This window comes from Aeromonas sp. R9-2, from assembly GCF_040908025.1.
GTDB lineage: Bacteria > Pseudomonadota > Gammaproteobacteria > Enterobacterales > Aeromonadaceae > Aeromonas > Aeromonas veronii.
In genome coordinates this window covers 77,181-102,215 of the sequence record NZ_JBFOCX010000016.1, presented here as the reverse complement: position 1 = coordinate 102,215, position 25,035 = coordinate 77,181, and the positions used below count along the sequence as shown (strand labels likewise).

General features: G+C 60.7%; 21 protein-coding genes. 9 read left to right on the top strand and 12 right to left on the bottom strand.

Going from position 1 to position 25,035, the window contains the following annotated elements:
• Positions 1-118: 118 nt before the first annotated feature.
• Positions 119-1,615 carry an aldehyde dehydrogenase gene (locus tag AB5Y71_RS05280; RefSeq protein WP_368171141.1) on the bottom strand — a complete coding sequence of 499 codons (1,497 nt, stop codon included), beginning with the start codon at positions 1,613-1,615 and terminating at the stop codon, positions 119-121.
• 124 nt (positions 1,616-1,739) lie between these two features.
• Positions 1,740-2,282: a cupin domain-containing protein gene (locus AB5Y71_RS05275; RefSeq protein WP_005339643.1), complete on the bottom strand. Its 543-nt coding sequence runs from the start codon at positions 2,280-2,282 to the stop codon at positions 1,740-1,742.
• Positions 2,283-2,468: 186 nt separating this feature from the next.
• Between AB5Y71_RS05275 and AB5Y71_RS05270 the strand changes: the two genes are divergently transcribed.
• The 6 genes from AB5Y71_RS05270 (at position 2,469) to AB5Y71_RS05245 (ending at position 9,065) form a co-directional block, all read left to right on the top strand.
• Positions 2,469-3,800 (top strand): aspartate aminotransferase family protein, encoded by a 1,332-nt coding sequence (locus AB5Y71_RS05270; protein ID WP_368171140.1) that lies wholly within the window; start codon positions 2,469-2,471, stop codon positions 3,798-3,800.
• 82 nt (positions 3,801-3,882) lie between these two features.
• Positions 3,883-5,379, top strand: a complete 1,497-nt coding sequence (locus tag AB5Y71_RS05265; RefSeq protein ID WP_368171139.1) for a CoA-acylating methylmalonate-semialdehyde dehydrogenase — start codon at positions 3,883-3,885, stop codon at positions 5,377-5,379.
• Between the two features lie 83 nt (positions 5,380-5,462).
• Positions 5,463-6,191, top strand: coding sequence for a glutamine amidotransferase (locus AB5Y71_RS05260; protein ID WP_005357481.1), 729 nt, complete (start codon positions 5,463-5,465; stop codon positions 6,189-6,191).
• A 183-nt stretch (positions 6,192-6,374) separates the two neighbouring features.
• Positions 6,375-7,346, top strand: coding sequence for a LysR substrate-binding domain-containing protein (locus tag AB5Y71_RS05255; RefSeq protein WP_005339651.1), 972 nt, complete (start codon positions 6,375-6,377; stop codon positions 7,344-7,346).
• Positions 7,347-7,452: 106 nt separating this feature from the next.
• Entirely contained in the window at positions 7,453-8,292 is an 840-nt protein-coding gene (locus tag AB5Y71_RS05250) for a PfkB family carbohydrate kinase (RefSeq protein WP_287873398.1), read from the top strand.
• 320 nt (positions 8,293-8,612) lie between these two features.
• Complete coding sequence (locus tag AB5Y71_RS05245; protein WP_033114760.1) at positions 8,613-9,065, top strand: Rrf2 family transcriptional regulator; 453 nt, start codon at positions 8,613-8,615, stop codon at positions 9,063-9,065.
• Between the two features lie 53 nt (positions 9,066-9,118).
• On the opposite strand, the gene AB5Y71_RS05240 is transcribed toward AB5Y71_RS05245, so the two are convergent.
• Entirely contained in the window at positions 9,119-9,640 is a 522-nt protein-coding gene (locus AB5Y71_RS05240; protein ID WP_033114761.1) for a ferredoxin-type protein NapF, read from the bottom strand.
• 141 nt (positions 9,641-9,781) lie between these two features.
• On the opposite strand from AB5Y71_RS05240, the gene AB5Y71_RS05235 reads away from it, so the two are divergent.
• Positions 9,782-9,997 carry a hypothetical protein gene (locus AB5Y71_RS05235; protein WP_033114762.1) on the top strand — a complete coding sequence of 72 codons (216 nt, stop codon included), beginning with the start codon at positions 9,782-9,784 and terminating at the stop codon, positions 9,995-9,997.
• Complete coding sequence (rmuC, locus tag AB5Y71_RS05230; protein WP_368171138.1) at positions 9,994-11,334, top strand: DNA recombination protein RmuC; 1,341 nt, start codon at positions 9,994-9,996, stop codon at positions 11,332-11,334. Before AB5Y71_RS05235 ends, rmuC begins: the two co-directional genes overlap by 4 nt.
• Positions 11,335-11,485: 151 nt before the next feature.
• On the opposite strand, the gene add is transcribed toward rmuC, so the two are convergent.
• The 5 genes from add to glnA all read right to left on the bottom strand — a co-directional run bounded on the left by add (position 11,486) and on the right by glnA (position 17,302).
• The gene (gene add / locus AB5Y71_RS05225) at positions 11,486-12,487 is read right to left on the bottom strand and encodes an adenosine deaminase (protein WP_368171137.1); all 1,002 of its coding nucleotides are present in this window, start codon (positions 12,485-12,487) and stop codon (positions 11,486-11,488) included.
• Positions 12,488-12,628: 141 nt separating this feature from the next.
• Positions 12,629-14,047, bottom strand: coding sequence for a nitrogen regulation protein NR(I) (gene glnG / locus AB5Y71_RS05220; protein WP_368171136.1), 1,419 nt, complete (start codon positions 14,045-14,047; stop codon positions 12,629-12,631).
• A gap of 9 nt (positions 14,048-14,056) precedes the next feature.
• On the bottom strand, positions 14,057-15,112 hold the full coding sequence (gene glnL / locus AB5Y71_RS05215; protein WP_005356202.1) for a nitrogen regulation protein NR(II): 1,056 nt from the start codon (positions 15,110-15,112) through the stop codon (positions 14,057-14,059).
• Between the two features lie 86 nt (positions 15,113-15,198).
• On the bottom strand, positions 15,199-15,777 hold the full coding sequence (locus AB5Y71_RS05210; RefSeq protein WP_368171135.1) for a DUF4124 domain-containing protein: 579 nt from the start codon (positions 15,775-15,777) through the stop codon (positions 15,199-15,201).
• 115 nt (positions 15,778-15,892) lie between these two features.
• Positions 15,893-17,302 (bottom strand): glutamate--ammonia ligase, encoded by a 1,410-nt coding sequence (glnA, locus tag AB5Y71_RS05205; RefSeq protein ID WP_005339672.1) that lies wholly within the window; start codon positions 17,300-17,302, stop codon positions 15,893-15,895.
• A 351-nt stretch (positions 17,303-17,653) separates the two neighbouring features.
• Between glnA and typA the strand changes: the two genes are divergently transcribed.
• Positions 17,654-19,465, top strand: a complete 1,812-nt coding sequence (typA, locus tag AB5Y71_RS05200) for a translational GTPase TypA (protein WP_005339679.1) — start codon at positions 17,654-17,656, stop codon at positions 19,463-19,465.
• A 245-nt stretch (positions 19,466-19,710) separates the two neighbouring features.
• On the opposite strand, the gene AB5Y71_RS05195 is transcribed toward typA, so the two are convergent.
• From AB5Y71_RS05195 to fmt, 4 genes are all read right to left on the bottom strand, one after another.
• On the bottom strand, positions 19,711-21,153 hold the full coding sequence (locus tag AB5Y71_RS05195; RefSeq protein WP_005341967.1) for a TrkH family potassium uptake protein: 1,443 nt from the start codon (positions 21,151-21,153) through the stop codon (positions 19,711-19,713).
• Positions 21,154-21,249: 96 nt separating this feature from the next.
• Positions 21,250-22,626, bottom strand: a complete 1,377-nt coding sequence (trkA, locus tag AB5Y71_RS05190) for a Trk system potassium transporter TrkA (RefSeq protein ID WP_005339689.1) — start codon at positions 22,624-22,626, stop codon at positions 21,250-21,252.
• Positions 22,627-22,713: 87 nt separating this feature from the next.
• Complete coding sequence (rsmB, locus tag AB5Y71_RS05185) at positions 22,714-24,006, bottom strand: 16S rRNA (cytosine(967)-C(5))-methyltransferase RsmB (protein ID WP_368171134.1); 1,293 nt, start codon at positions 24,004-24,006, stop codon at positions 22,714-22,716.
• A gap of 75 nt (positions 24,007-24,081) precedes the next feature.
• Positions 24,082-25,026 (bottom strand): methionyl-tRNA formyltransferase, encoded by a 945-nt coding sequence (gene fmt / locus AB5Y71_RS05180; RefSeq protein WP_107683207.1) that lies wholly within the window; start codon positions 25,024-25,026, stop codon positions 24,082-24,084.
• Positions 25,027-25,035 lie beyond the last annotated feature (9 nt).

Below are 25,035 nucleotides of genomic sequence, written 5' to 3'. Positions count from 1 at the left end.
TTATATTTAACATGTTGGCTTTTTTATCATTATAAGGATTGAGCCCGGTGATGGAAGGCCAAAAATGCAAAAGGGGGATTTCTCCCCCTTTTTGATCCGATAGTGCTGCTTTGTCGTGTTATTCCAGCTGAATCCAGGTGCTTTTCAGCTCGGTGTACTTCTCCAGTGCATGAAGTGACTTGTCGCGACCGTTACCGGACTGTTTGAAGCCGCCAAACGGCATGGTCATGTCACCGCCGTCCCAGTTGTTGACGAACACGGTACCGGCGCGCAGGGCGCGGGAACCTTTCACCGCCTTGTTGAGATCAGCCGTCCAGATCGCCGCCGCCAGCCCATAGTCGGTGTCGTTGCCCAGCGCAATGGCTTCTTCCAGCGTATCGAAGCCGGTCACCGCCAGCACAGGGCCGAAGATCTCCTCGCGGAAGATGCGCATCTGCGGGGTCACGTCGTCAAAGATGGTGGGTTCGATATAGAAGCCGCCACTCTCCATATTGGTGCGGTTGCCGCCCAGCAGCAGTTTGGCCCCCTCCTGTTTGCCAATTTCGATATAGCGCAGCACCTGCTCCATCTGGATGTGATCCACCATGGCGCCGATGCGGGTCGCAGGGTCGAGCGGGTTGCTCGAGATCCACTCGCGGGCATGGGCCAGCAGTCGCTCCATAAATTGTGGCTTGATGCTGTTTTGCACTAGCAGCCGAGAGGCGGCGGTACATACCTCGCCCTGGTTGTAGAAGATGGCGCCAGCGGCGCTCTTGGCTGCGGCGTCCAGATCCGGCGCATCCGCCAGTATGATGTTGGGGCTCTTGCCGCCGCACTCCATAAAGGCGCGCTTGAGGTTGGACTTGCCGGAGCACTCCACCAGATGTTTACCGATCTTGGTGGAGCCGGTGAAGGTGATGCAGTCCACATCCATATGCATGGCCAGCGCCTCGCCCACGGTATGACCAAAGCCCGGCAGCACGTTGAACACGCCGTCCGGAATACCCGCCTCCTTGGCCAGACCTGCGATACGCAGGGCGGTCAGGGGGGATTTTTCGGAAGGCTTGAGAATGACCGAGTTGCCGGTAGCGAGCGCCGGGCCCAGCTTCCAGCAGGCCATCACCAGCGGGAAGTTCCACGGCACGATGGCGGCGACCACCCCGAGCGCTTCGCGGGTCACCAGTGCCAGGGCTGACTCCTCGACCGGGGCGACCTGATCGTAGATCTTGTCGATCGCTTCGGCGTTCCAGGCTATGCAGTTGGCGGCGGCGGGGGCGTCATAGCCCATGGCATCGCCGATGGGTTTACCCATATCCAGCGACTCCAGCAGCGCCAGCTCCACCTTGTTGAGGCGCATCAGCTCGGCGAAGCGCTGCATGATCTGTTTGCGCTGTTTCGGCGGCAGGCCGCTCCAACGCTTGTCGTTGAAGGCGTCACGCGCAGCCTTTACCGCCAGTTCGGCATCGGCGGCATCGCAGGCCGCCACCTTGGTCAGCAGCTTGCCGTTGGCCGGGTTGATGCAATCGAAGGTGGCGCCATTGACGGCATCCCGATAGCTGCCGTTGATAAAGGCTTGCGAGGGCAGGGTCAGATGGGCGGCCTTGTGTTGCCACTGGGCCAGGGTAAGGTCACTCATGTTCACTCCTTGAACCGGCAAAAGTCAGTTTCCGCGTATCAATATGCTAAACATCCTGCCGCTTGTAAATCCATCTTGTAACAATTAATTAAACATTATCCCCCTGCCGACGCGCGTCTGAATGTCAGAAACTGGCGGGGGTGTTGGCCGAGATCAGCACGCACTCCTGCTCGCCGCTATTGCGAAAACGGTGGGGGGTGCGGCTGTCGAAGTAGTAGCCATCCCCGGCGCCCAGCAGGTAGATCTGCTCGCCCACGGTCACTTCAACCTCGCCCTTGATGACGATGCCGCACTCTTCACCCTCGTGGCTCAGCATGTCGTCGCCGGTGTCGGCGCCCGGTGGCAGCACCTCCTGCAACATGCCGATGGCGCGGTTGGCACGGCTGTGCCCGACCAGCCGGTAGCTGATGGGATGCGTGCCGAGATCCGGCATATCGGCGGCGCGGAAGATCACTTCGGTGCCCATTTCGGTCTCTTCGGTGAAGAAGCTGGCCAGCGACATGGGGATGCCTTCCAGCACCTTGCGCAGGGAGGCGACAGAGGGGCTCACCTGATTTTTCTCGATCTGGGAGATAAATCCGTTGGTCACACCGGAGCGCTTGGCCAGCTCGCGCTGGGAGAGGGCTGCCTTGGTGCGAACCGCCTTGAGGCGGTGACCGATATCCATCTATAGACACTCCTTGACTGTTTACTATTATTAAAATTGTGTTAAATATCTTATACCACCCTGCTGATGCGTCTAGCTAGGGGTGGCACCAGACAGGGCGATAACGGGCCCTTTTTTATGGATTCAGGTGTTTAATTTAATAGGCATTGGCCGACAGTTGCTAAACACCTTAAGTATGAGGTGACCATGAAACCGATCAGCGACATCAATACGCCCTCCGACATGTCCGCCTTCTGGATGCCGTTCACCGCCAACCAGCAGTTCAAGGCGGCGCCGCGCATCCTGAAGTCGGCAGAGGGGATGTATTATCACTCAGAGGATGGCCGCAAGATACTGGATGGCACAGCCGGACTCTGGTGTTGCAACGCGGGCCATGGTCGGCGCGAGATTGCCGAGGCGGTTTCCCAGCAGATTTCCCACCTCGATTTCGCCCCCACCTTCCAGATGGGTCACCCCCTGCCGTTTGAGCTGGCCAACCGGCTAGTGGAGATCGCCCCCAAGGGCTTTGGTCACGTCTTCTACACCAACTCGGGTTCCGAGTCGGTCGATACCGCGCTGAAAATCGCGCTGGCCTGGCAGCGGGCTCGCGGTCAGGGCTCTCGCACCCGGTTGATTGGCCGCGAGCGTGGCTATCACGGGGTCGGCTTTGGCGGCATCTCGGTGGGGGGGATTCCCGGCAACCGCAAGTGGTTCGGCTCCCTGCTGACCGGGGTGGATCATCTGCCCCATACCCTCAACATCGCCAAGAACGCCTTCACCAAAGGGCTGCCCGAAGAGGATGTGGCGCTGGCTGACGAGCTGGAGAAGATCGTCTTCCTACACGATGCCAGCAATATCGCGGCGGTGATCGTCGAGCCCATCGCTGGCAGTACCGGCGTGCTGATGCCCCCCAAAGGCTACCTCAAGCGGCTGCGCGAGATCTGTACCAAGCACGGCATCTTGCTGATTTTTGACGAGGTGATCACCGGTTTCGGTCGCCTTGGCTCCCCCTTCGCCGCGCAGGAGTTCGATGTCATCCCCGACATGATCACCTGCGCCAAGGGGCTGACCAACGGCGCCATCCCCATGGGGGCTGTGCTGGTGCAGAAGCACATTTATGACGACATGATGGCGGCAGGCAAGGGGGCCATCGAGCTGTTCCACGGCTACACCTATTCTGGTCATCCGGTGGCTGCGGCTGCGGGGCTCGCGACCCTCGAGATCTATCGCAACGAGAACCTGCTCAGCCGTGCCACCGATCTGGCGGGCTACTGGGAGGAGGCGGCCCATTCGCTGAAGGGCTGCAAGCATGTGAAGGATGTGCGCAACTACGGGCTGGTGGCGGGTATCGAGCTGGAATCCATGCCGGATGCGCCGGGCAAGCGCGCCTATGAGGTGTTTGTGCGCTGCTTCGAGAAGGGGGCTCTGATCCGGGTGACCGGCGACATCATCGCCCTGTCGCCACCCCTTATCATCGAGCGCAGCCAGATCGACGATCTCTTCACCCTGCTGCAGGATGCCCTGCAGGCACAACCCTAACCCATATTTGATGGCCCCGCACTGCGGGGCCTTGCGTTGATTTGCTCAGCGCATTTACCACATCAGTTATCACGGAGGATACATGACATACAGGGTCAGCAACTTCATCAACGGCCAGCCGCAGGAGAGTCGCAGCGAGCGCCAGGGGGCCATCTTCAACCCAGCCTGCGGCAACCAGCAGGGGAGTGTCGGGCTGTCCAGCGCCGCCGAGTGTCAGGAGGCGATCGCCATCGCCGAGCGCGCCTTTGCCGACTGGTCGCAAACCCCGCCGCTGGTGCGGGCCCGGGTCTTTTTCCGCTTCAAGGAGTTGATGGAGCAGCACAGAGACGAGCTGGCCCAGCTCATCAGCCGCGAGCATGGCAAGGTCTTCTCCGATGCGCAGGGGGAGTTGACCCGCGGGCTGGAGGTGGTGGAGTTTGCCTGCGGCATTCCCCATCTGCTCAAGGGGGAGCACTCCCTCAACGTTGGTCGCGGGGTAGACAGCTACTCCATGATGCAGCCAGTCGGTGTTTGCGCCGGTATCACCCCGTTCAACTTCCCGGCCATGGTGCCGCTCTGGATGTTCCCGGTCGCCATCGCCTGCGGCAACACCTTCATTCTCAAGCCCTCCGAGAAGGATCCCTCCCTCTCGTTGCGGATGGCCGAGCTGCTCAAGGAGGCCGGTCTGCCGGATGGAGTGCTCAACGTGGTGAACGGTGACAAGGAGGTGGTGGATGTGTTGCTGACCGATCCGCGGGTCGGTGCCGTCTCGTTTGTCGGCTCCACCCCCATTGCCCAGTACATCTATGCCACCGCCTCGGCCCATGGCAAGCGAGTGCAGGCGCTGGGCGGTGCCAAGAACCACATGGTGGTGATGCCGGATGCGGATCTCGATCAGGCGGTCTCCGCCCTGATGGGGGCTGCTTATGGGGCAGCGGGCGAGCGCTGCATGGCGATCTCGGTAGCTGTGGTGGTGGGTGACGAGACCGCCGATGCGCTGGTAGCCAAGCTGACGCCGCTGGTGGAAAAACTGCGGGTGGGCCCGGGGCTGGGCCAGAGCCCGGAGAACGAAATGGGGCCGCTCATCAGCAAGGAGCATCTGGCCAAGGTGCGCGGCTATGTGGATCAGGGGGTGGCCGAAGGGGCCACGCTGCGGGTCGATGGTCGCACGCTGAGCCACGACGAGGGTTACTTCATCGGTGGCTGCCTGTTTGACGAGGTGACGCCAGAGATGCGCATCTATCGCGAGGAGATCTTCGGCCCTGTGCTCTCCATCGTGCGGGTACCGGATTACGAGACGGCGCTGCGCCTCATCAACGAGCACGAGTACGGCAACGGCACCGCCATCTTTACCTGTGACGGCGACACCGCGCGGGACTTCACGGCGCGGGTGCAGGTCGGTATGGTAGGGGTGAACGTTCCCATTCCGGTGCCGATGGCGTTTCACAGCTTTGGCGGCTGGAAGCGCTCCATCTTCGGGCCGCTCAACATGCACGGGCCGGACGGGGTTCGCTTTTATACCCGGATGAAGACGGTGACGGCGCGCTGGCCCCAGAGCCTGCGCAGTGGTGCCGAGTTCTCCATGCCGACCATGAAGTGACGCGCTGGCGCGTGTTCATGGCCTAACCTCTTGCCCCCGCCGGTCAATGATTGGCGGGGGCGAACTCTGTAAAGGAACAACAGATGCGATTGGGAATTCTCGATTGTGACCGGCTCGATCCCGATCTGGCGGATCGTTTTGGCCCCGTTTACTCCGAGATGTTTATCAGGGGCTTTGCGGCCCTGGCCCCCGAGCTGGAATTTCGGGTCTGGTCGGCTCTTGATGGGGAATTGCCGGAGGATCTGCACGAGTGCGATGCCTGGCTCATCACAGGCTCGCGCCACGATGCTTACAGCGATATCCCCTGGATTCAGGCTCTGCGGGCGTGGATCCGTCAGGCGCACGATGCCGACGTCAAGCTGGCCGGTGTCTGCTTCGGTCATCAGGTGATCGCCCAGGCACTGGGTGGCGAAGTGGTGAAGTCTACCAAGGGGTGGGGGCTGGGTGTGTCGGTGCACCCCATGCTGGCAGATGAGCCCTGGATGGCGCCAGCGCGGGATCAGATCCGCATTCTGGCCAGCCATCAGGATCAGGTGGCACTGCTGCCGCCGGGGGCGACCCGGCTGGCGGGCAACGATTTTTGTCCCAACTTTATGTTTTTGCAGGGTGATCACATCGTCGCCATTCAGGGGCATCCGGAGTTCTCGGTGGAGTACAACCGGGCGCTGATCGAGCGGCGCCGTGGCCTGTTGCCCGACGAGCGCTACCAGAGCAGCCTCTCCTCGCTGGAGGGGGAGGTGGATTCGGCGACCATGATGCAGTGGCTGCTGCAGTTTCTGGGGATCCTGCCGCTGCGGGCTGGCGCGGCCTGAACCCGGTTTGTCAGCCACCCCTTCGGATGCTAGATTTTGTAGCAAAATGAAGGATCAAGCGCTGAGATGTCGGGATCGGATGGTACACTGGCCGCCCATGTGGCGGCCTGTTTGTCTGGCTTGATTGCCGTCCCGGCCTGAGCCAAACCTGTCTGAGCCAAACCAGTGTGAGAGTGTGACGCCTTGAAACTACAGCAATTGAAGTATTTGATCGCGATCCGGGACCACAACCTCAATGTGTCCGTGGCTTCCGATGCGCTCTTCACCAGTCAGCCGGGGGTCAGCAAGCAGATTGGCCTGCTGGAGAGCGAGCTGGGGGTGCGGATCTTCGAGCGCCGTGGCAAACACCTGCACCGCATCACCCCGGTGGGTGAGGAGATCATCAAGTGTGCCGAGGCGATGCTCAACATAGAGAGCAAGATCAAGGCGATCTCCCGCGAGTATCTGGATCCGACCGTGGGCACCCTCAATATTCACACCACCCACACCATCGCCCGCTACCTGTTGCCCAAGTCAGTCACCTACTTCACCAAGAAGTATCCCAAGATCTCGTTCCACCTCCATCCGGTGATGTCGGCGAGCAAGGAGCAGATCAGCAAGGGTTACTCCGATTTTTCCATCGTTGCCCACGAGATTGGCTTCGACAAGGAGCTGATTGCGCTTCCCGCCTACCTCTGGACTCTCTCGCTGGTGGTGCCGCAGGATCACCCGCTGGCCAAGGTGAAGAAGCCGACGCTGGAGCAGCTCTGCCACTACCCGATCCTCAGTTACGAGAGCGGTGCCACCGGTCGGCAGGTGCAGGATGAGGTGTTTCAGGCGGCGGGGCTGACCCCGAGCTACTACATGACGGTAATGGATGCCGGAGTGATCAAGCGCTACGTGGAGCTGGGTTTTGGTATCGGCATCATCTCCTCGCTGGTGGCCAACGACACCGACAGCCCCGGGCTGGTCTCCATCAATCTGGAGCACCTGTTCAAGCCCTGCCCGGCGCAGATCTGTTTCAGCAAGAGCATCCTGCTGCAGAACTATATGTATGACTTCATCAGCTCCTTCTCGCCCCACCTCACCAAGGAGGTGATCCAGAGTGTGATGCAGCAGCCGAGTCAGGCGCGCATCGACGAGCTGCTGGCCGGGGTAGAGCTGCCCATCTATTGATCCCGATCGGATTCCCGATCCCTGCCGGTTGTCTCTTCTGTCAGGCTGGGCTCTACTCGGGGTTCAGCCTGTCTCTTTTGGGCTATCTCCATCGTCCGAGGTCTCTATGTCCCGCATTCTGCTGCTTGCCAATCTCAACTGTGATCATGTGCTCTCCCTCTCCGAACCGCTGGTGGCGGGGGCCCGGCTGCAATATGTGGATCAGGGGCGCAGGCTCGGCGGTGGCGCGGCCAACACCGGCATCGGGCTGGTGTGGGCGGGCCACGAGGTGACCATTGCTTCCCGTATCGGGCTGGACGAGACCGGCGACTGGCTGCTGGAGCAGGCGGCCGGTTACGGGCTGGATTGCAGCCATGTGGAGCGCTTTGGCGGCGAGACCGGCGAGCTGCTGATCCTGGTGGACTCCACTGGCGAGCGCACCATACTGCGCCGCCCGCGGCGTCCCGACTTGCCCGGCGATCTGCCGCTGGAGGGGGTGGATTGCCTCTATGTGAACTATCCCGGTACCGCCATCATCAGCTACATGCGCCAGATGCTCGGCAAGAGCTTCGTGGTGGCCCAGTATCCCAAGGGCGGCCAAGCGCGCCGCCCCTGTCATGTGCTGGTGGCTTCCCGCTCCGATCTCGGCGAGGTGAGCGACCCCTGGCTACACGCCCGTCAGCTGGCGGGGGAGCAGCTGGAGTGGCTGGTGTTGACCGAAGGCAAGGCGGGCGCAGTGGCAATCCATGGCGAGGAGCAGATCAGGGTCGCCGCCCGGCCGGTTTCGGTGGTTGATACCACGGGGGCGGGGGATGCCTTCGCTGGCGGATTGATCCACGGGCTGGCGCGAGGCATGGCGATCAAGGATGCGTTGCAGTGTGCGGTGGACTGGGGCGCATTTGCCGTCGCCTCCGAGAGTTCTATCCCCTCGGTCGCGCTGAAAAACTGGCTGAAACAGCCTCACTGACGCCCCGTTCATTCACTGTTCGAAGGGGGATTTCCCCTCTTGTGTGTTGGGGGCGGCGGCAAGGAATTTCGGGAAATTTAGCCGCCAGAATGGAGGCAAACGCCGGGCTAACCCGGCAAGTTTGCGATCAATCAAAGAAAGTGTCGATTTATGTGCATCTTCATCGACACCCGGTTGTGCTGCTCTTAACCTTGTCACTCCGCAACTCAGATTAAGAGACAGGCCCCCTCTGGTGGACAGAGGCAAACCGGTTGTCTCCTGCCTCTTAGCTCAATGTTGTCGTCCTGATTCCTGGCTTGTAGTAAGAGGCAAGTGCGACCATGCAACTGACACGATTTACCGACTACGCCCTGCGTACCCTGACCTTCCTGGCGGTGCAGCCGGGCGATCGCCTGTCGACCATTACCGAAGTGGCCGATACCTTCGGCATCTCTCGCAACCACGTGGTCAAGATAGTGCACCAGCTCGGCATCAAGGGGTACATCGAGACGGTGCGTGGCAAGCATGGCGGTATTCGGCTCGGTCGCTCCGCAGTCTCCATCAACCTGCGCGATGTGGTGATGGACATGGAGCATGTGCTCTGTCCGGTCGACTGCAAGCGTGAGAACTGCCGTCTCTCCGGCGGCTGCCGCATTCAGGGCATCCTGCGCCGCGCCATGAACGCCTTCCTCGAAGTGCTGGGTGAGTACACCCTGGCCGATGCGGTGCGCGATCCGAACCGTCTCTGCCATCTGCTGGGCATCGAGCAGGAGTCCATTCTGGCAATGGCCTGATGGGCAGGAAACAAGAACAGTTAAGAAAGGGGCCTGATGGCCCCTTTTGCTTGTCAGCGATTACCCGGCTGGCGGATCAGGGTGATGGCGCCGTGCAGACAGGCGAGGCCGCAGGCGCCGCAGCCATTGCAGGCATCCATGTTGACGTTGATGCCATCGGCTGTGGCCTTGATTGCCTGCTGGGGGCAGGCATCTTCACAGAGCAGGCAGTAGAAGCCCTGACGGGCCTGACAGCTCTCTTCAATCTGGACCCGGGTCTGCACCTGCCGACCCAGTTGCAAGTCGAGTGCACCGGTCGGACAGGCTCTGGCGCAGCTGCCGCAATAGCTGCACTGACCGCAGGCGAGATCGAGCACCGGGGTGCCGGCAATCGGGCTCCCCTCATACTCCTCTTGGGTGGCCGGTTTGAGCAGACCGCGCGGGCAGGCCTTGAAACATTCGCCACAGCGGGTGCAGAGGGTGAGGTACTGGGACTCCTCGATCGCCCACGGCGGGCGCGCTTCATGGCAAACCACCGCGGGTTTGCGTGAAGCTTGCCAACCTTGTGTCAGCCAACGGAGGAAATAATGAGTCATGCCCACCCCTGATACCTATTAGGGGTTAATTTTATCGAAGTTTGCGAGGGCAGGCCAGAGAATAGCAGCCGTCAGGATCGCAAGGGCTGTTGCCCTTGTGTAAGCTAGGCGGGTCTCTTTTCCGTGGTTGAATGAAAACATATGTGGTTATTTCTCTGGCGTTCGTCCCTGCTCTATATCTTTCCCCTGCTGATGTGGGGCTACTGCCGCATCAAGGGCATCGAGTTCGTCGAGCTCGATACCGGGGTCAACAGCCACAAATGGGTGGTGCTCGCTGCCTACCTCATCTACGTGCTGCTCTGGCTGCTGGCCAACCGCTATCTCGAACTCTTCCTGCGCCAGCGGAGCCGTAAATGATCGAGCCCGGGCTCTGGGTCATCCTGCTGCCAGTCGCCCTGCTGACCCTTGGGACAGGCTGGCTGATTGGCCGGCGCAGCAGCACGGCGCAGGCTCAGGAGCTGCTGCTGGCACAGGAGCGTTATCAGGCGTTGCAAGAGCGTTTTAACGAACTGCAGGATGAGCGACAACAGGGGCAGCAGAAGCTGGATCAGCAGCAGACCCTGCTCATCAAACTCACCGCCCGTCTCAAGGATGCGGAAGCGACTCTGCGCAGCGAACGGCTGGCCGCCGCCGAGAAGCTGCAACTGCAACAGGAGGCGGAGCAGCGCCTCAGCCAGCAGTTCGAGAACCTTGCCAACCGGATCTTCGAGCAAAACTCCGGCAACTTCCGCGAATTGAACCAGAACAGCCTCGATCTGCTGCTCACTCCGCTCAAGGAGCAGCTGGAGGGCTTCCGCCGTCAGGTGGGGGAGACCCACGCGCAGGAGACGGCCCAGCGCCACAGTCTCAAGTTCGAGCTGGAGCGCCTCGCCGAGCTCAATGCCCGCATGACCGAAGAGGCTGCGGCCCTGACCCGCGCCCTCAAGGGCGACAGCAAGCAGCAGGGCAACTGGGGTGAGGTGGTGCTGGCGCGGATCCTCAGCGAGTGCGGTCTGCGCGAAGGTCACGAGTACCACACCCAGGTCAATATCGAGGTGGAGAAGGGCAAGCGCTACCAGCCCGATGTCATCGTTCATCTGCCGCAAGAGAAAGACATCATCATCGACGCCAAGGTGTCGCTGACCGCCTACGAGCGCTGGTACAACGCCGATGACGAGCTGGAGAAGGCGGTGGCGCTGAAAGAGCACGTCGCCTCGGTGCGCAACCATATCCGCGAGCTGGGCCGCAAGGATTACCAGCAGTTGCCCGGGGTGCGCACCCTCGACTATGTGCTGATGTTCGTGGCGGTGGAGCCCGCCTTCCTCACCGCGATGGAGGCCGATCCCTCGCTGGTGCGTTACGGTCTCGACAACAACATCCTGCTGGTGAGCCCCACCAACCTGATGGTGGCGCTGCGCACCATCGAGAACCTGTGGCGTTACGAGCGGCAGAACCAGAATGCCCGCCAGATTGCCGAGCGGGCCGGTCGTCTCTACGAAAAGCTGCGGCTGTTTGTCGAGGAGATGCAACAGATGGGCGGCAGCCTGCACAAGGCGCAGGAGAGCTACGACAAGGCAATGGGACGGCTGGTCAACGGCCGTGGCAACCTGATTGCGCAGGTCGAGCGTTTCCGCGAGCTGGGGGTGGAGGTGACCAAGAGCCTGCCAGAGCCGCTGGTGGAGCGGGCACTGGAGCGTGACAAGGAGCAGGAGTAGTTTTTACCTGCACCGACATCAACAAAAGACCCAAACACTGTTTGGGTCTTTTGCTATCTGCCTGCTGGCCCAGTGCTTACCCATCATCAGAAATCCGCAAAGCAAACGGCCCACCGAAGTGGGCCGTTTCTATTTGTAGTGCCGGTGTGGATCAGCGGCTGGCTGCGCGGGCGCTCAGTTCGGCCTTCTCGCTATCGCTCAGGAAGGCCAGGGTCAGGCCGTTCTGCTGGGCAGTGCGGATCTCGCTCGTCGTCATGCCAGCGGCTGGGGCAGCCACCTCATATTCGTGCGGCAGGTCGATCCCTTCCACCGCCGGATCGTCGGTGTTGAGGCAGGCCAGCACGCCGGCGGCCAGGAACTGGCGGATCGGGTGTTCGGTCAGGCTCGCCACCGTGGTGGTCTGGACGTTGGAGGTGAGGCAGGATTCGATGCCGATGCGGTGCTCGGCCAGATAGGCCATCAGGGCCGGGTCCTGAATCGCTTTGACGCCGTGGCCGATACGTTCGGCACCCAGTTCGCGAATGGCCTGCCACATGCTCTCGGGGCCTGCGGCTTCACCGGCGTGCACGGTGACGCGCATGCCTGCATCGCGCACCTTGCGGAAGTGGTCGACAAAGAGTTCGCCCGGGAAGCCCAGCTCGTCACCGGCCAGATCGATGGCGACCAGCTTGTCGCGGTGGGCCAGACAGGCGGCCAGCTCCTGATTGCACTGCTCGGTGCCGAAGGTGCGGCTCATGATGCCGATCAGGTTGGTCTTGATGCCGAAATCGCGGCTGCCAGCGGCCACGCCGTCGATGATGGCTTCTACCACGCCCTGCGGGTGCAGCTTGTGGGCCATCGCCATATAGGCCGGACTGAAACGCAGTTCTGCATAGTCGATACCGGCGCGCAGCAGATCTTCCACGTTCTCGTAGGCGACCCGGCGGCAGGCGTCATAGTCGGCCAGCACGGCAACACCCCAGTCGAGCTTCTTCAGGAAAGCAACCAGACTTGGCTCGTTTTCGACGATCTGTACGTGGGGGCGCAGCGCTTCCAGTTCGAAGGCGGGCAGCGGGATATTGTGTTGGCGACCCAGCTCGAGGATGGTTTGCGGGCGGATGTTGCCGTCCAGATGGCGGTGCAGGTCGGTCAGGGGGAGAGATCTGTCAATCATGGGGGCGCCCTCGTCGAGTCAGGTTTGAAAGCCTGCCATTCTAGGCGGGGCTTTCAAAAAAGATACCCCGTTTATGGTTAAACGGGGTTCTGGCGGACGGTGATTTGTCAGGGCGTGATGGGAATCGTTTTTCCCCGGGACTCAGGAGAGATCAAGTTCCTTCAGCTTGCGGGTCAGGGTGTTGCGGCCCCAACCGAGCAGGCGCGCCGCCTCCTGCTTGTGGCCGTGGGTGTGTTCCAGCGCCGTCTCCAGCATGATCCGTTCGAACTGGGGCATGGCATCGGCCAGGATGTCTGTCTCTCCCAGCGCCAGCTTGCTGGCCACCCACTCCTGCAACTGTTGCTGCCAGCAACCGGGCAACGCCGGTTGACCCGGTTCGGTGTTGTGGGTGATGGGGGTGAGCAGCTCGGCAGGCAGGTCGCCGACCAGCACTTCTTGCCCCGAGGCCATCACGGTAAGCCAGCGGCAGACGTTCTCCAGCTGGCGCACGTTGCCCGGCCAGGGCAGGCGGCTGATATAGGCCTGGGTATCCGGGTGCAGGCTCTTGGCCTCGACGTTCAGCTCTTTGGCTGCGCGCAGCAGGAAGTGACGGGCCAGCTGGGGGATATCCTCACGGCGCTCCTTGAGGGCGGGGATGTGGATTCGGATGACGTTGAGGCGGTGGAACAGATCCTCGCGAAACTCGCCATCGGCGACCCGCTTCTCCAGATTCTGGTGGGTGGCTGCGATGATCCGTACATCCACCTGCACCGGCTGGTGGCCTCCGACTCGATAGAACTGGCCATCGGCCAAGACACGCAGCAGCCGGGTTTGCACATCCAGCGGCATGTCGCCGATCTCGTCGAGAAACAGGGTGCCGCCGTCGGCCTGCTCGAAGCGGCCATGGCGGATGTTGTTGGCGCCGGTGAAGGCCCCCTTCTCGTGACCGAACAGCTCCGATTCGATGAGATCTTTCGGAATGGCCGCCATGTTGAGGGCGATAAAGTTCTTGTGGGCGCGCGGGCTGTGCTTGTGCAGCGCATGGGCGACCAGCTCCTTGCCGGTACCGCTCTGGCCGTTGATCAGTACCGAGATGCTGGAGCGCGACAGGCGGCCGATGGCGCGGAACACCTCCTGCATCGCCGGTGCCTCACCGATGATTTCGGGAGTGGCGGTGGCTTCTTGCTGGCGAGACTTCCGCTTGGTGCGCTGCTCCTTGAGGTGATTCTCGGCGCGGCGCACCAGGGTCACCGCTTCGTCGATGTCGAACGGTTTGGGCAGGTACTCGAAGGCGCCGCGCTGGTAGGCGTTGACCGCGCTGTCGAGATCCGAGTGGGCGGTCATGATGATGATGGGCAGATCGGCCTGACGGCGGTGGATCTGCTCCAGCAGGCTCAAACCATCGATGCCGGGCATCCGGATATCGGAGAGGATCACATCGGGCGAGCGCAGCTCAAGGGCGTGCAGCAGGGCTTCGCCATCGGCAAAGCTCTCGCAGTTGAAGCCTTCGCTGCCGAGAGTGCGCTCCAGCACCCAGCGGATAGAACTGTCGTCATCGACGATCCACACTTTGGCGGTCATGGGGTTCCCTTACTTGCGAAGCGGTAGAAAAATGGTGAATTCGGTGTGACCCGGCCAGCTGATGCAGTCAATCCGCCCCTTGTGCTGGTCGATCAGGTTCTGGGCGATGGAGAGGCCGAGCCCGGTACCCCCCTCCTTGCCGGTGATCATCGGGTAGAACAGGGTGTCGCGAATGGCGTCCGGAATGCCGGGGCCGTTGTCGATGATCTTGATCTCCGCCGCCAGCCGGTAGCGCTGACCGTGGATGGTGATCTGGAACGCGGTGCGGGTCTTGATGCGGATAAGCCCGGTCTGATCCCCCAGCGCTTCGGCCGCGTTGCGCACTATGTTGAGAAACGCCTGCTGCAGTTGATCTGGCTCCATCTCGAATTCGGGGATGCTGGGGTCGTAATCCCGCTCGATGCGAACAGAGGGAGGGAGTTCGAGCTCTACCAGTCGGCGTACCTGCTCCAGCACCGAATGGACATTATGCATCTGGTGACGGCCGGGGCGCTGGGGGCCGAGCAGCCGATCGACCAGTACCCGCAGCCTGTCAGCCTGTTCGATGATGATGCCGGTATATTCGCGCAGGGCCGGATCCGGCAGCTCTTTTTGCAGCAGCTGCGCCGCGCCGCGCAGGCCGCCGAGGGGATTCTTGATTTCGTGGGCCAGCCCGCGCACCAGCTCCTTGGCCGCCAGTTGCTGGGCATGTTGCTGTTGCTCCTGACTGATCTTCTTCTGCTGGTCGATCTTGCGCAGCTCCACGACCAGCAGACGCTGTTCGTGGTCGGCCATCGGGGTGGCGCTCAGCTCCACCAGTCGCGGTTCTCCCTCTACCACCAGAGTCACTTCGCTATCGGTAAAGCCTTGCCCTGACACGAGGCACTGCTTGAGCCGCTGCAAATCGAGGGAGATATGTTCCAGCAGATGGGGCAGTTCGATGCCGATCAGCCTGCGTTCACTGAGGGAGAGCAGCTGTTCAGCCGCCGGGTTGACGAACTGGATGCAGAGCCGCTCATCCATCAGGATCACGGCGGTCAGCAAATTATCCAAGAGTGTTTTGGCGTTGTCCGAGCGGGTTGGCACAGGTTTCTCCCTAAAACGGTGCTACACACCTGTTATGCACCGATATGGTGCATAGAGTTTACCCGCATCGGTGCGCTATATCACCCCTAGTCGGCTTTGGGGGTGGGTTTGGGAGCCGGCGTCACGCTCGCTCTATGCAGGTAAAAGGTGACTGCACTGGATTTAGCAAGGATCGTACCGTCTTTGGCGAGCAGTTCGAGCTGGGCCTCGTGGGCGCCGCGATCGACGTTTTCGACGCGGACAGATAGGCTGTTGCTGACGATGGGGGCGGCTTTGCCATCCAGGGTCAGGCGCACATCATACTGGGTCGGAGGTTTGGGGCTGATGGTGCCCTGAAAGACGATATTGCCTGTGTTGTCGCGCAGGGTGCTGCCCTGTTCCGGGGAGAGCAGTTCGATGGTCAGCTTGGCCGCCTCTTTCTCTTTCTTGGCATCGGCGCCAGTCAGGCTGTTGAAGTTATCCACCTGCACCGATCTGGGCGCGCTGCTGCCCAGCAGCGGGGCGACCCGCAGATCGACCTCTTTGGCGTTTTTGCCGGGTGGTGGCGCATCCGAGTAGTGTGTGATGCCATTGCCATCGACCCAGGAGTAGACCTTGGCCGCGTCCGTAGCGAACGAGGTCAGCAACAGGAGGCCGAGTACCCCTATGCCATGCTTGTTGTTCATCCATCTCTCCTTGACGGTATTTTGCTTAATCCTATCAGAGAAAAAACCCGCCAGATGGCGGGTTTTGTCACGATTAAGCAAGCTGACCAGATTTAAACGGCCAGTCTGCTGAGACTTAGACGGAGTAGTACAGTTCGAACTCCAGCGGGTGCGGAGTCATGCGCACACGGTCAACATCCTGCTGTTTCAGTTCCAGATAGGAGTTGATGAAGTCATCGCTGAACACGCCGCCACGGGTCAGGAACTCGCGGTCAGCATCCAGAGCAGCCAGGGCTTCGTCCAGAGAACCGGCAACGGTCGGCACTTCTGCGGCTTCTTCCGGCGGCAGGTCATACAAGTTCTTGTCCATGGCATCGCCCGGATGGATCTTGTTGATGATGCCGTCCAGACCGGCCATCAGCTGGGCTGCGAAGGCCAGGTACGGGTTGGCAGCCGGATCCGGGAAGCGCACTTCGATACGACGGGCTTTCGGGCTCGGTACCACCGGGATACGGATGGAGGCAGAGCGGTTGCGGGCAGAGTAAGCCAGCATGACCGGTGCTTCATAACCCGGAACCAGACGTTTGTAGGAGTTGGTGGTCGGGTTGGCGAAGGCGTTGATGGCCTTGGCGTGCTTGATAATACCGCCGATGTAGTGCAGAGCCATCTCGGACAGACCGCCGTACAGGTCACCAGCGAACAGGTTGACGCCGTTCTTGGCCAGAGACTGGTGGCAGTGCATGCCGGAGCCGTTGTCACCGAACATGGGTTTCGGCATGAAGGTCACGGTCTTGTTGTAGGCGTGGGCCACGTTGTGGATCACGTACTTCAGTACCTGCACTTCGTCAGCTTTCAGCGTAAGAGTGTTGAAGCGGGTAGCGATTTCGTTCTGACCGGCAGTGGCCACTTCGTGATGGTGAGCTTCAACGACCTGGCCCATCTCTTCCAGCACCAGACACATGGCGGCGCGGATATCCTGGGAGGAGTCGACCGGTGCAACCGGGAAGTAACCGCCTTTCACGAACGGACGGTGACCCTTGTTGCCATGCTCATAGGCAGTGCCGGAGTTCCATGCGGCTTCTTCAGATTCGATTTTCACGAAGCTGTGGCCCATGGTGTTGGAGAAAGTAATGTTGTCGAACATGAAGAATTCCGGCTCCGGCCCGAACAGCACGGTGTCAGCGATGCCGCTGGACTTCAGGAAATCTTCTGCACGTTTGGCGATGGAGCGCGGATCGCGATCGTAGCCCTGCATGGTGGCAGGCTCCAGCACGTCACAAACGATGTTCAGAGTGGTCTCTTCGGTGAACGGGTCCAGCTTGGCGGAGGCTGCGTCCGGCATCAGTACCATGTCGGATTCGTTGATGCCCTTCCAGCCGCCGATGGAGGAACCATCGAACATCTTGCCGTCTTCGAAGAAATCTTCATCAACCTGGTGAGCAGGGATGGATACATGCTGCTCTTTACCCTTGGTGTCGGTAAAGCGCAGATCAACAAACTTGACTTCGTGTTCCTGGATCAGGGCCAAAACGTTCTGGGCTGACATGCTAAGTAACCTCCGGTGTTAAAACTCTCTGGGTGAATGCGTCGTCGTATTCACATAAGCCAGTATCGTGCCAAGTTTGTGACAGCTTGATTTCAGGGCAATCTCGCAGAAGAGGCTCCCCAAAATCAGGCGATCTCGACTCGCGTTGCATCAATTTAGTGCGATGGTGGATCGTTTTGGTGCACTGTAATGGTGCGCGAAATACGGTCACCGCCCATCTAAGCAGAGTTTGTCAGAGAGGTCTATGATCCAGATCTGTTGTTATGCGCGAATGTACTGCAATTCTGCTAGGCAGATCACAAAGGCAAGAGTACAATTAGCGCCCAATTTTACCCGGTGATTGAGGCGAGAATGTTAGAGAATTTACGCAATATTGCGATTATTGCGCACGTTGACCACGGCAAAACGACTCTGGTTGATAAGCTGCTGCAGCAGTCCGGCACCCTGGACCGCTCCACGGAAGGCCAGGAACGGATCATGGACTCCAATGATCTGGAACGGGAACGTGGCATCACCATTCTCGCCAAGAACACTGCGATCCGCTGGAATGACTACCGCATCAACATCGTTGATACCCCGGGTCACGCCGACTTCGGTGGTGAAGTAGAGCGCGTACTGTCCATGGTTGACTCCGTGCTGCTGCTGGTTGACGCCGTAGACGGCCCGATGCCGCAAACCCGTTTCGTGACCCAGAAAGCGTTCGCTCAGGGTCTGAAGCCGATCGTGGTCATCAACAAGGTTGACCGTCCGGGTGCTCGTCCTGACTGGGTAATGGATCAGGTATTCGACCTGTTCGACAACCTGGGCGCGACTGACGAACAGCTGGATTTCAAAGTTGTTTACGCCTCTGCACTGAACGGTTGGGCCACCATGGATCAGGACGTCGAGTCCGAGAACATGGAGCCGCTGTTCCAGGCCATCGTTGACAACGTTGAAGCGCCGAAGGCTGATGCCGAAGGTGGTTTCCAGATGCAGATCTCCCAGCTGGACTACAACTCCTACGTGGGTGTTATCGGTATCGGCCGTATCACCCGTGGTCGCGTCAAGACCAACCAGCAAGTCACCATCGTTGGTGCTGACGGCAAGACCCGTAACGGTAAAGTCGGTCAGGTGCTGGGTTACCTGGGTCTGTCCCGTACTGAGGTTACCGACGCGCAAGCGGGTGACATCATCGCTATCACCGGTCTGGGCGAGCTGAAAATCTCCGACACCATCTGTGACAACGGTGCCGTTGAAGCCCTGCCGCCGCTCTCCGTTGACGAGCCGACCGTGAACATGACCTTCCAGGTCAACACCTCACCGTTCGCCGGTAAAGAGGGCAAGTTCGTGACCTCCCGCAATATTCTGGAGCGTCTGAACCAGGAGCTGGTCCACAACGTGGCCCTGCGCGTGGAAGAGACTGATGATCCGGACAAGTTCCGTGTATCCGGTCGTGGTGAACTGCACCTCTCCATCCTGATCGAAAACATGCGTCGCGAAGGTTACGAACTGGCTGTGTCTCGTCCGGAAGTAATCCTGCGTACCGTTGATGGTGTTCTGCAGGAACCGTTCGAAACCGTAACTGTGGACGTTGAAGAAGCGCACCAGGGTTCCGTGATGGAGCAACTGGGTCTGCGTAAAGGCGAAATGACCAACATGACCCCGGATGGCAAGGGTCGTGTCCGTCTGGACTTCATGATCCCGAGCCGTGGCCTGATCGGTTTCCAGACCGAGTTCATGACCATGACTTCCGGTACCGGTCTGCTGTACCACACCTTCGACCACTACGGTCCGCACAAGGGGGGCAGCATCGGCGAGCGTCAGAATGGCGTGCTGATCTCCAACGCTACCGGTAAGGCTCTGACCTACGCCCTGTTCGGTCTGCAAGACCGTGGTCGTCTGTTCATCGGTCACGCGACCGAAGTGTACGAAGGCCAGGTGATCGGTATCCACTCCCGTTCCAACGACCTGACTGTTAACTGCCTGAAAGGCAAGCAGCTGACCAACATGCGTGCCTCCGGTACCGACGAAGCTCAAGTGCTGACTCCGCCGATCCGCATGACTCTGGAACAGGCTCTCGAGTTCATCGATAACGACGAACTGGTAGAAGTGACTCCTAAGAACATCCGTATCCGCAAGAAATTGCTGACTGAGCTGGATCGTAAGCGCTCTGGCCGTGGTTAATGCCATGTGCTGAGCCTCGGCAGCCTTCGTGGCCGCTGACGGTTCACTGATAAACGGACCCAAACCTCTGGTTTGGGTCCGTTTTTTTATGCTTGTGATCCGCTCTGGCCATCCTGATGAGTTCGTTCAGGCCATCAGCAATGGATGATGAGTGGGCTGATAAGCGGCGAACGAAAGTCGTGGGGATGGTGAGATAAAAAAACCGCAGCGGGTGAACGCTGCGGCTTTTTGCTGGCAGTGAGGAATTACTGGCGCCAGAAGGAGGGGAAGAAGAGCACGGCGACCGTCAGGATCTCCAGTCGTCCCAGCAGCATGCCGAATGACAGCAGCCATTTGGCCGATTCCGGCAGGCTGGCAAAGTTGGTGCTGGGGCCGACCACCGGGCCCATGCCCGGGCCGACGTTGGCAACGGCGGTGATGGAGCTGGAGATGGCCGTCAGGGGGTCAAGCCCGATGGCACCCAGCAGCGCGGCTATCACCAGAATGATGGCGAAGTAGGCCAGCACGAAGGAGATCATCGAGCGGATGATGGCGTCATTGACCGTCCGGCCGTTGTACTTCTGGGGGAAGACGGCAGAGGGGTGCATCAGCTGGCGCATCTGCTTTCTGAACAGGGCAAACGCCACCTGTACCCGGAAGATCTTGAGACCACCCGCAGTGGAGCCGGAGCAGGCCCCCAGCGCCAGCAGCACGATGAAGACGATGCTGGCGAGCGGTCCCCAGGTGCCGAAGTCACCAAGACCGTAGCCGGTGGTGGTGAGCACCGAGACGATGTTGAAGCAGCTGATGCGCAGGGCATCCCAGAAGCCGAACAGGTCTCTCTCCCACAGATAGAAGGTCATGATGACGGTGACCCACACGACCAGCCAGAAGAAACCACGCACCTGGGCATCCTTGAACAGGCTGTTGTCCCTGTGGTTGAGGCTCTGCACATAGAGCAGGAAGGGCAGGCCGCCGAGGAACATGAACAGGGTGCCAATCCAGTGGGCCGAGTTGGAGAAGTGGGACATGGATTGATCGGAGGTGGAGTAGCCGCCGGTACTGAGGGTGGTCATGGCGTGGTTGATCGCCTCGAACATGTTCATGCCGCTGGCCCAGTAGGCCATGAAGCAGAGCATGGAGAGCACCAGATAGACCACGACGATGTTGTTGGCGACCGTCTTGGCACGCGGGGCGCTTTTGTCCGACCAGTCCGAGCTCTCGGTCTGGAACAGCTTCATGCCGCCGACGTTGAGGTAGGGCAGCACGGCAACCGCCATCACGATAAAGCCGACCCCACCGAGCCACTGCAGTATGGATCGCCACAACAGGATGCTGTGGGCCATGTTGTCGAGGCCGGAGAGCACGGTAGAGCCCGTGGTGGTCACCCCCGACATGGTCTCGAAGTAGGCGTCGGTGAAGTTGATGTGGGTGATGAAGACAAAGGGCAGGGCGCCGAAGGCGCAGGCCACCACCCAAACCGAGGTGGTGAGCAGGAACATCTCCCGCACCCCCAGATGAAACTCCGCTTTGCGGCCGTAGTGGAGGCAGAGCAGTGCGGCGCCGTGGGTGATCAGCACGGACTTGAGAAACTCGACAAATCCCTCTGACCCGGTGAGCAGTGCCAGCAAGGTGGGCAGCCACATGAAGAGCGCCAGCTTGGAGAGCACCAGCCCGAGGGTGAAGATAATGGGACGCAGCTTGATCATGTTCGATAACCTGGTCGTTGATTAACAAAAGACCCGGACCATCCCCTTGGGGGAGCTGAGCCGGGTCTGGTTTGACAGCCTGTGCGCATGAAGACGTTACAGGAAGAAGGGGCTTGGCTGGAACAGCCGCTCCACTTCCGGGATGTACTTCTTGTCCACCAGGAACATGACCACGTGGTCATCCTGCTGGATCTTGGTGCGATCGTGGGCGATCAGCACCTCATCCCCGCGCACCACGGCACCGATGGTGGTGCCCGGCGGCAGCTTGAGCTCGCCCACCGTCTTGCCGACCACCTTGGAGGTGTTCTCATCGCCGTGGGCAATCGCCTCGATCGCCTCGGCCGCGCCGCGGCGCAGGCTGTAGACGTTGGCGATATCGGCCCGGCGCACATGGGTCAACAGCGCCGAAATGGTGGCCTGCTGCGGCGAGATGGCGATATCGATGGAGCCACCCTGCACCAGATCGACGTAGGCGCCGCGCTGGATCAGCACCATGGTCTTCTTGGCGCCCATCTTCTTGGCGAGCAGCGCCGACATGATGTTGGCCTCATCCTCGTTAGTCACGGCGATGAAGACGTCGATCTGGTCGATGTGCTCCTCGGCCAGCAGCTCCTGATCCGCCGCATCGCCGCAGAAGACGATGGTGTTCTCCAGCAGTTCGGAGAGCTGCTCCGCCCGCTTCTGGTTGCGCTCGATAAGCTTGACGCTGTAGCGCTTCTCCAGCTGGCGGGCGAGACCCGCGCCGATGTTGCCACCACCGACGATCATGATGCGACGGTAGGGGCTCTCGAGGCGCTGCAGCTCCGACATCACGGCACGGATATGGCCCGCGGCGGCGACGAAGAAGACCTCGTCATCCGCTTCGATGATGGTGGTACCTTGCGGACGGATCGGGCGGCCCTGACGGAAGATGGCCGCTACCCGAGTTTCGATGTTAGGCATGTGCTCGCGCAGGGTCGAGAGGGCGTTGCCCACCAGCGGGCCACCGTAGTAGGCCTTGACCGCTACCAGACCGACGCGGCCACCTGCAAAATCAACCACTTGCAGGGCGCCCGGATATTCGATCAGGCGACGTACATAGTCGGTCACCAGTTGCTCCGGTGCGATCAGGTGATCAACCGGTACCGATTCGGGCAGGAACAGGCGATCCCGCTCGGTCAGATAGGCCGGCGAGCGGATCCGTGCCACCTTGTTCGGGGTGTTGAACAGGGAGTAGGCCACCTGACAGGCGATCATGTTGGTCTCGTCACTGTTGGTGACGGCGACCAGCATGTCGGCATCCTGAGCCCCCGCTTCGCGCAGCACCTTGGGGTGAGCGCCATGGCCGTTGACCACCCGCAGGTCAAACTTGTCCTGCAGTTCGCGCAGGCGCTCACTGTCGGTATCGACGATGGTGATGTCGTTGTTCTCTCCGGCCAGGTTCTCGGCCAGAGTGCCGCCGACCTGGCCGGCTCCCAAAATGATGATTTTCATAGGGAACGTCTACTCACGTTGAGGCTGTAAAGGGGAGCGCCAGAACGCAGCTGGCGGCTCTCCCGAATGAGGTTTGTCATGCCCGACTCAGAGCTTGACCAGTTTGGCGTAGTAGAAGCCATCCATCTCGGCTTCACCCGGCAGGAACTGGCGACCCGGGCAGTCCGGAGTGTCCTGTTCGTGCAACGGTACCAATTTGGCATCTTTGGTCGCGGCAAGGAAGGCGCGGATCTGTTCGCGGTTCTCTTCCGGCAGGACGGAGCAGGTAGCGTAGAGCAGGGTGCCGCCGATCTTCAGCTTGCCCCAGAGGGCATTGAGAATGCGGCGCTGCAGCTCGGCCAGCTCGCGAATGTCCTGATCACGGCGCAGCCACTTGATGTCGGGGTGGCGACGGATAACACCAGTGGCGGAGCAGGGGGCATCCAGCAGGATGCGGTCGAACTGGCCCTCCGGCCACCACTGTTCCGGTGCCGCGGCATCGCCGTGGATCACTTTGGCGGTCAGGCCGATGCGATCCAGGTTCTCCTGCACTCGCTTGAGGCGGTTTTCGTCGGCATCGACGGCAACCACGCCAGCCAGCTTGGGTTGACGTTCCAGCAGGTGGGCAGTCTTGCCGCCGGGGGCCGCGCAGGCATCCAGCACCCACTCGCCCGGTTGCGGGTCGAGCAGTGCCGCGGCCTGCTGTGCTGCACCATCCTGTACCGAGCAGTCACCGACCTCGAAGCCGGGCAGCTTGGTCACATCGCAAGGACGCTCCAGCAGGATGCAATCCTCGCCCTCTTCACCGGCCACGGCATTGATGCCGACTTCAGCCATGCGAGCCAGCATGGCATCGCGGCTCTGGCGCTGGCTGTTGTTGCGGATCCACATGGGGGGACGCTGGTTGTTCGCCTCCATGATGAATTCCCACTCATCGTGATAGGCCTGACGCAGGCGCTTGGTGAGCCACTCCGGATGACCGAGGCGAATGCTGGGAACACGGTCGATACGCAGCAGAATGACTTCGGCGCTGCGCTGGAAGTTGCGCAGCACGCCGTTGATGAGGCCACGCAGGGAGGTGCCCTTGAGCAGTTTGACGGCGTTGACGGTCTCGGCCACCGCGGCGTGAGCCGGAATGCGGGTGTAGATGAGCTGATAGAGACCGACCAGGATGAGGTAGTGGAAAATGCGGCTCTTGTTTTTGAGCGGCTTGTCCATCATCTCGTTGACTGCCGCATCGAGGCGGGGCAGCCAGCGTAGGGTACCGTAGCAGAGTTCTTGCAGGAGAGCGCGATCACGGGGCGCAACTTTCTCCTGGGCAGCAGGCAGAACAGCGGAGAGGGATTGACCCTGATCCAGCACCTGTTGAATAACGAGAGCGGCCTGTGCACGTGTTTTCATAGAGTTACCTTAGATGCGCAAGTCGGGGCCTGGGCCCCGCTTGTGTCAATTCAATCCAGTTCAATTCAATCCAGTTCAATTCAATTGCGTGCCGGGTTCAAACCAGTCGCGGCGAGAGTTGAGCAGATCCGAAACGGACATCGCCTTCTTGCCGGGCGGTTGCAGGGTCAGCAGGCGCAGTACCCCTTTGCCGGTAGCGATATCGATCCCCTGCTTGTCGGCCTTGAGCAGGGTGCCGGCGGGTTGGCCGTGGTCGCTGTCAATGACGGCGGCTTGCCATACCTTGACGGTCTGGTCAGCCACTTCAAACCAGCTGATGGGCCAGGGGTTGAACGAGCGGATGCAGCGTTCGATGGCAACCGCCTCCATCGACCAGTCGATACGGGCCTCTTCCTTGGAGAGCTTCTCGGCGTAGTTTGCCTGCGCATCATCTTGTGCCTCGGCAGCGGTTTCACCGGCGGCCATGGCATTGATGGTGTCGACCAGTGCTTGCGGGCCCAGCTCGGCCAATTTGTCATAGAGGCTGGCGGAGGTCTCGTCGGCGGCGATTGGGCAGCTTACCTTGCGGATCATGGCGCCGGTATCCAGTCCCACATCCATCTGCATGATGGTGACGCCGGTTTCGGCATCGCCCGCCCAGATAGAGCGCTGGATCGGTGCGGCACCGCGCCAGCGCGGCAGCAGGGAGCCATGGACGTTGATGCAGCCCAGCCGCGGGGTATCGAGCACCACTTTGGGCAGGATCAGGCCATAGGCCACCACCACCATCAGGTCGGCACCCAGTGCAGCAAGCTCGGCTTGCGCCTCTTCCTTGCGCAGGGAGGCAGGTTGGTAAACCGGCAGGTTGTGGGCCAGTGCCAGCTCTTTGACCGGGCTAGCGGTGAGCTTCTGGCCACGGCCAGCAGGCTTGTCAGGTTGGGTATAAACGGCAACGACCTCGTGGTCGGAAGACAACAACGCCGCCAGGTGACGGGCGGCGAAGTCGGGAGTACCGGCAAAAATCAGTTTCAGCTTATTCAATGGGGCAGA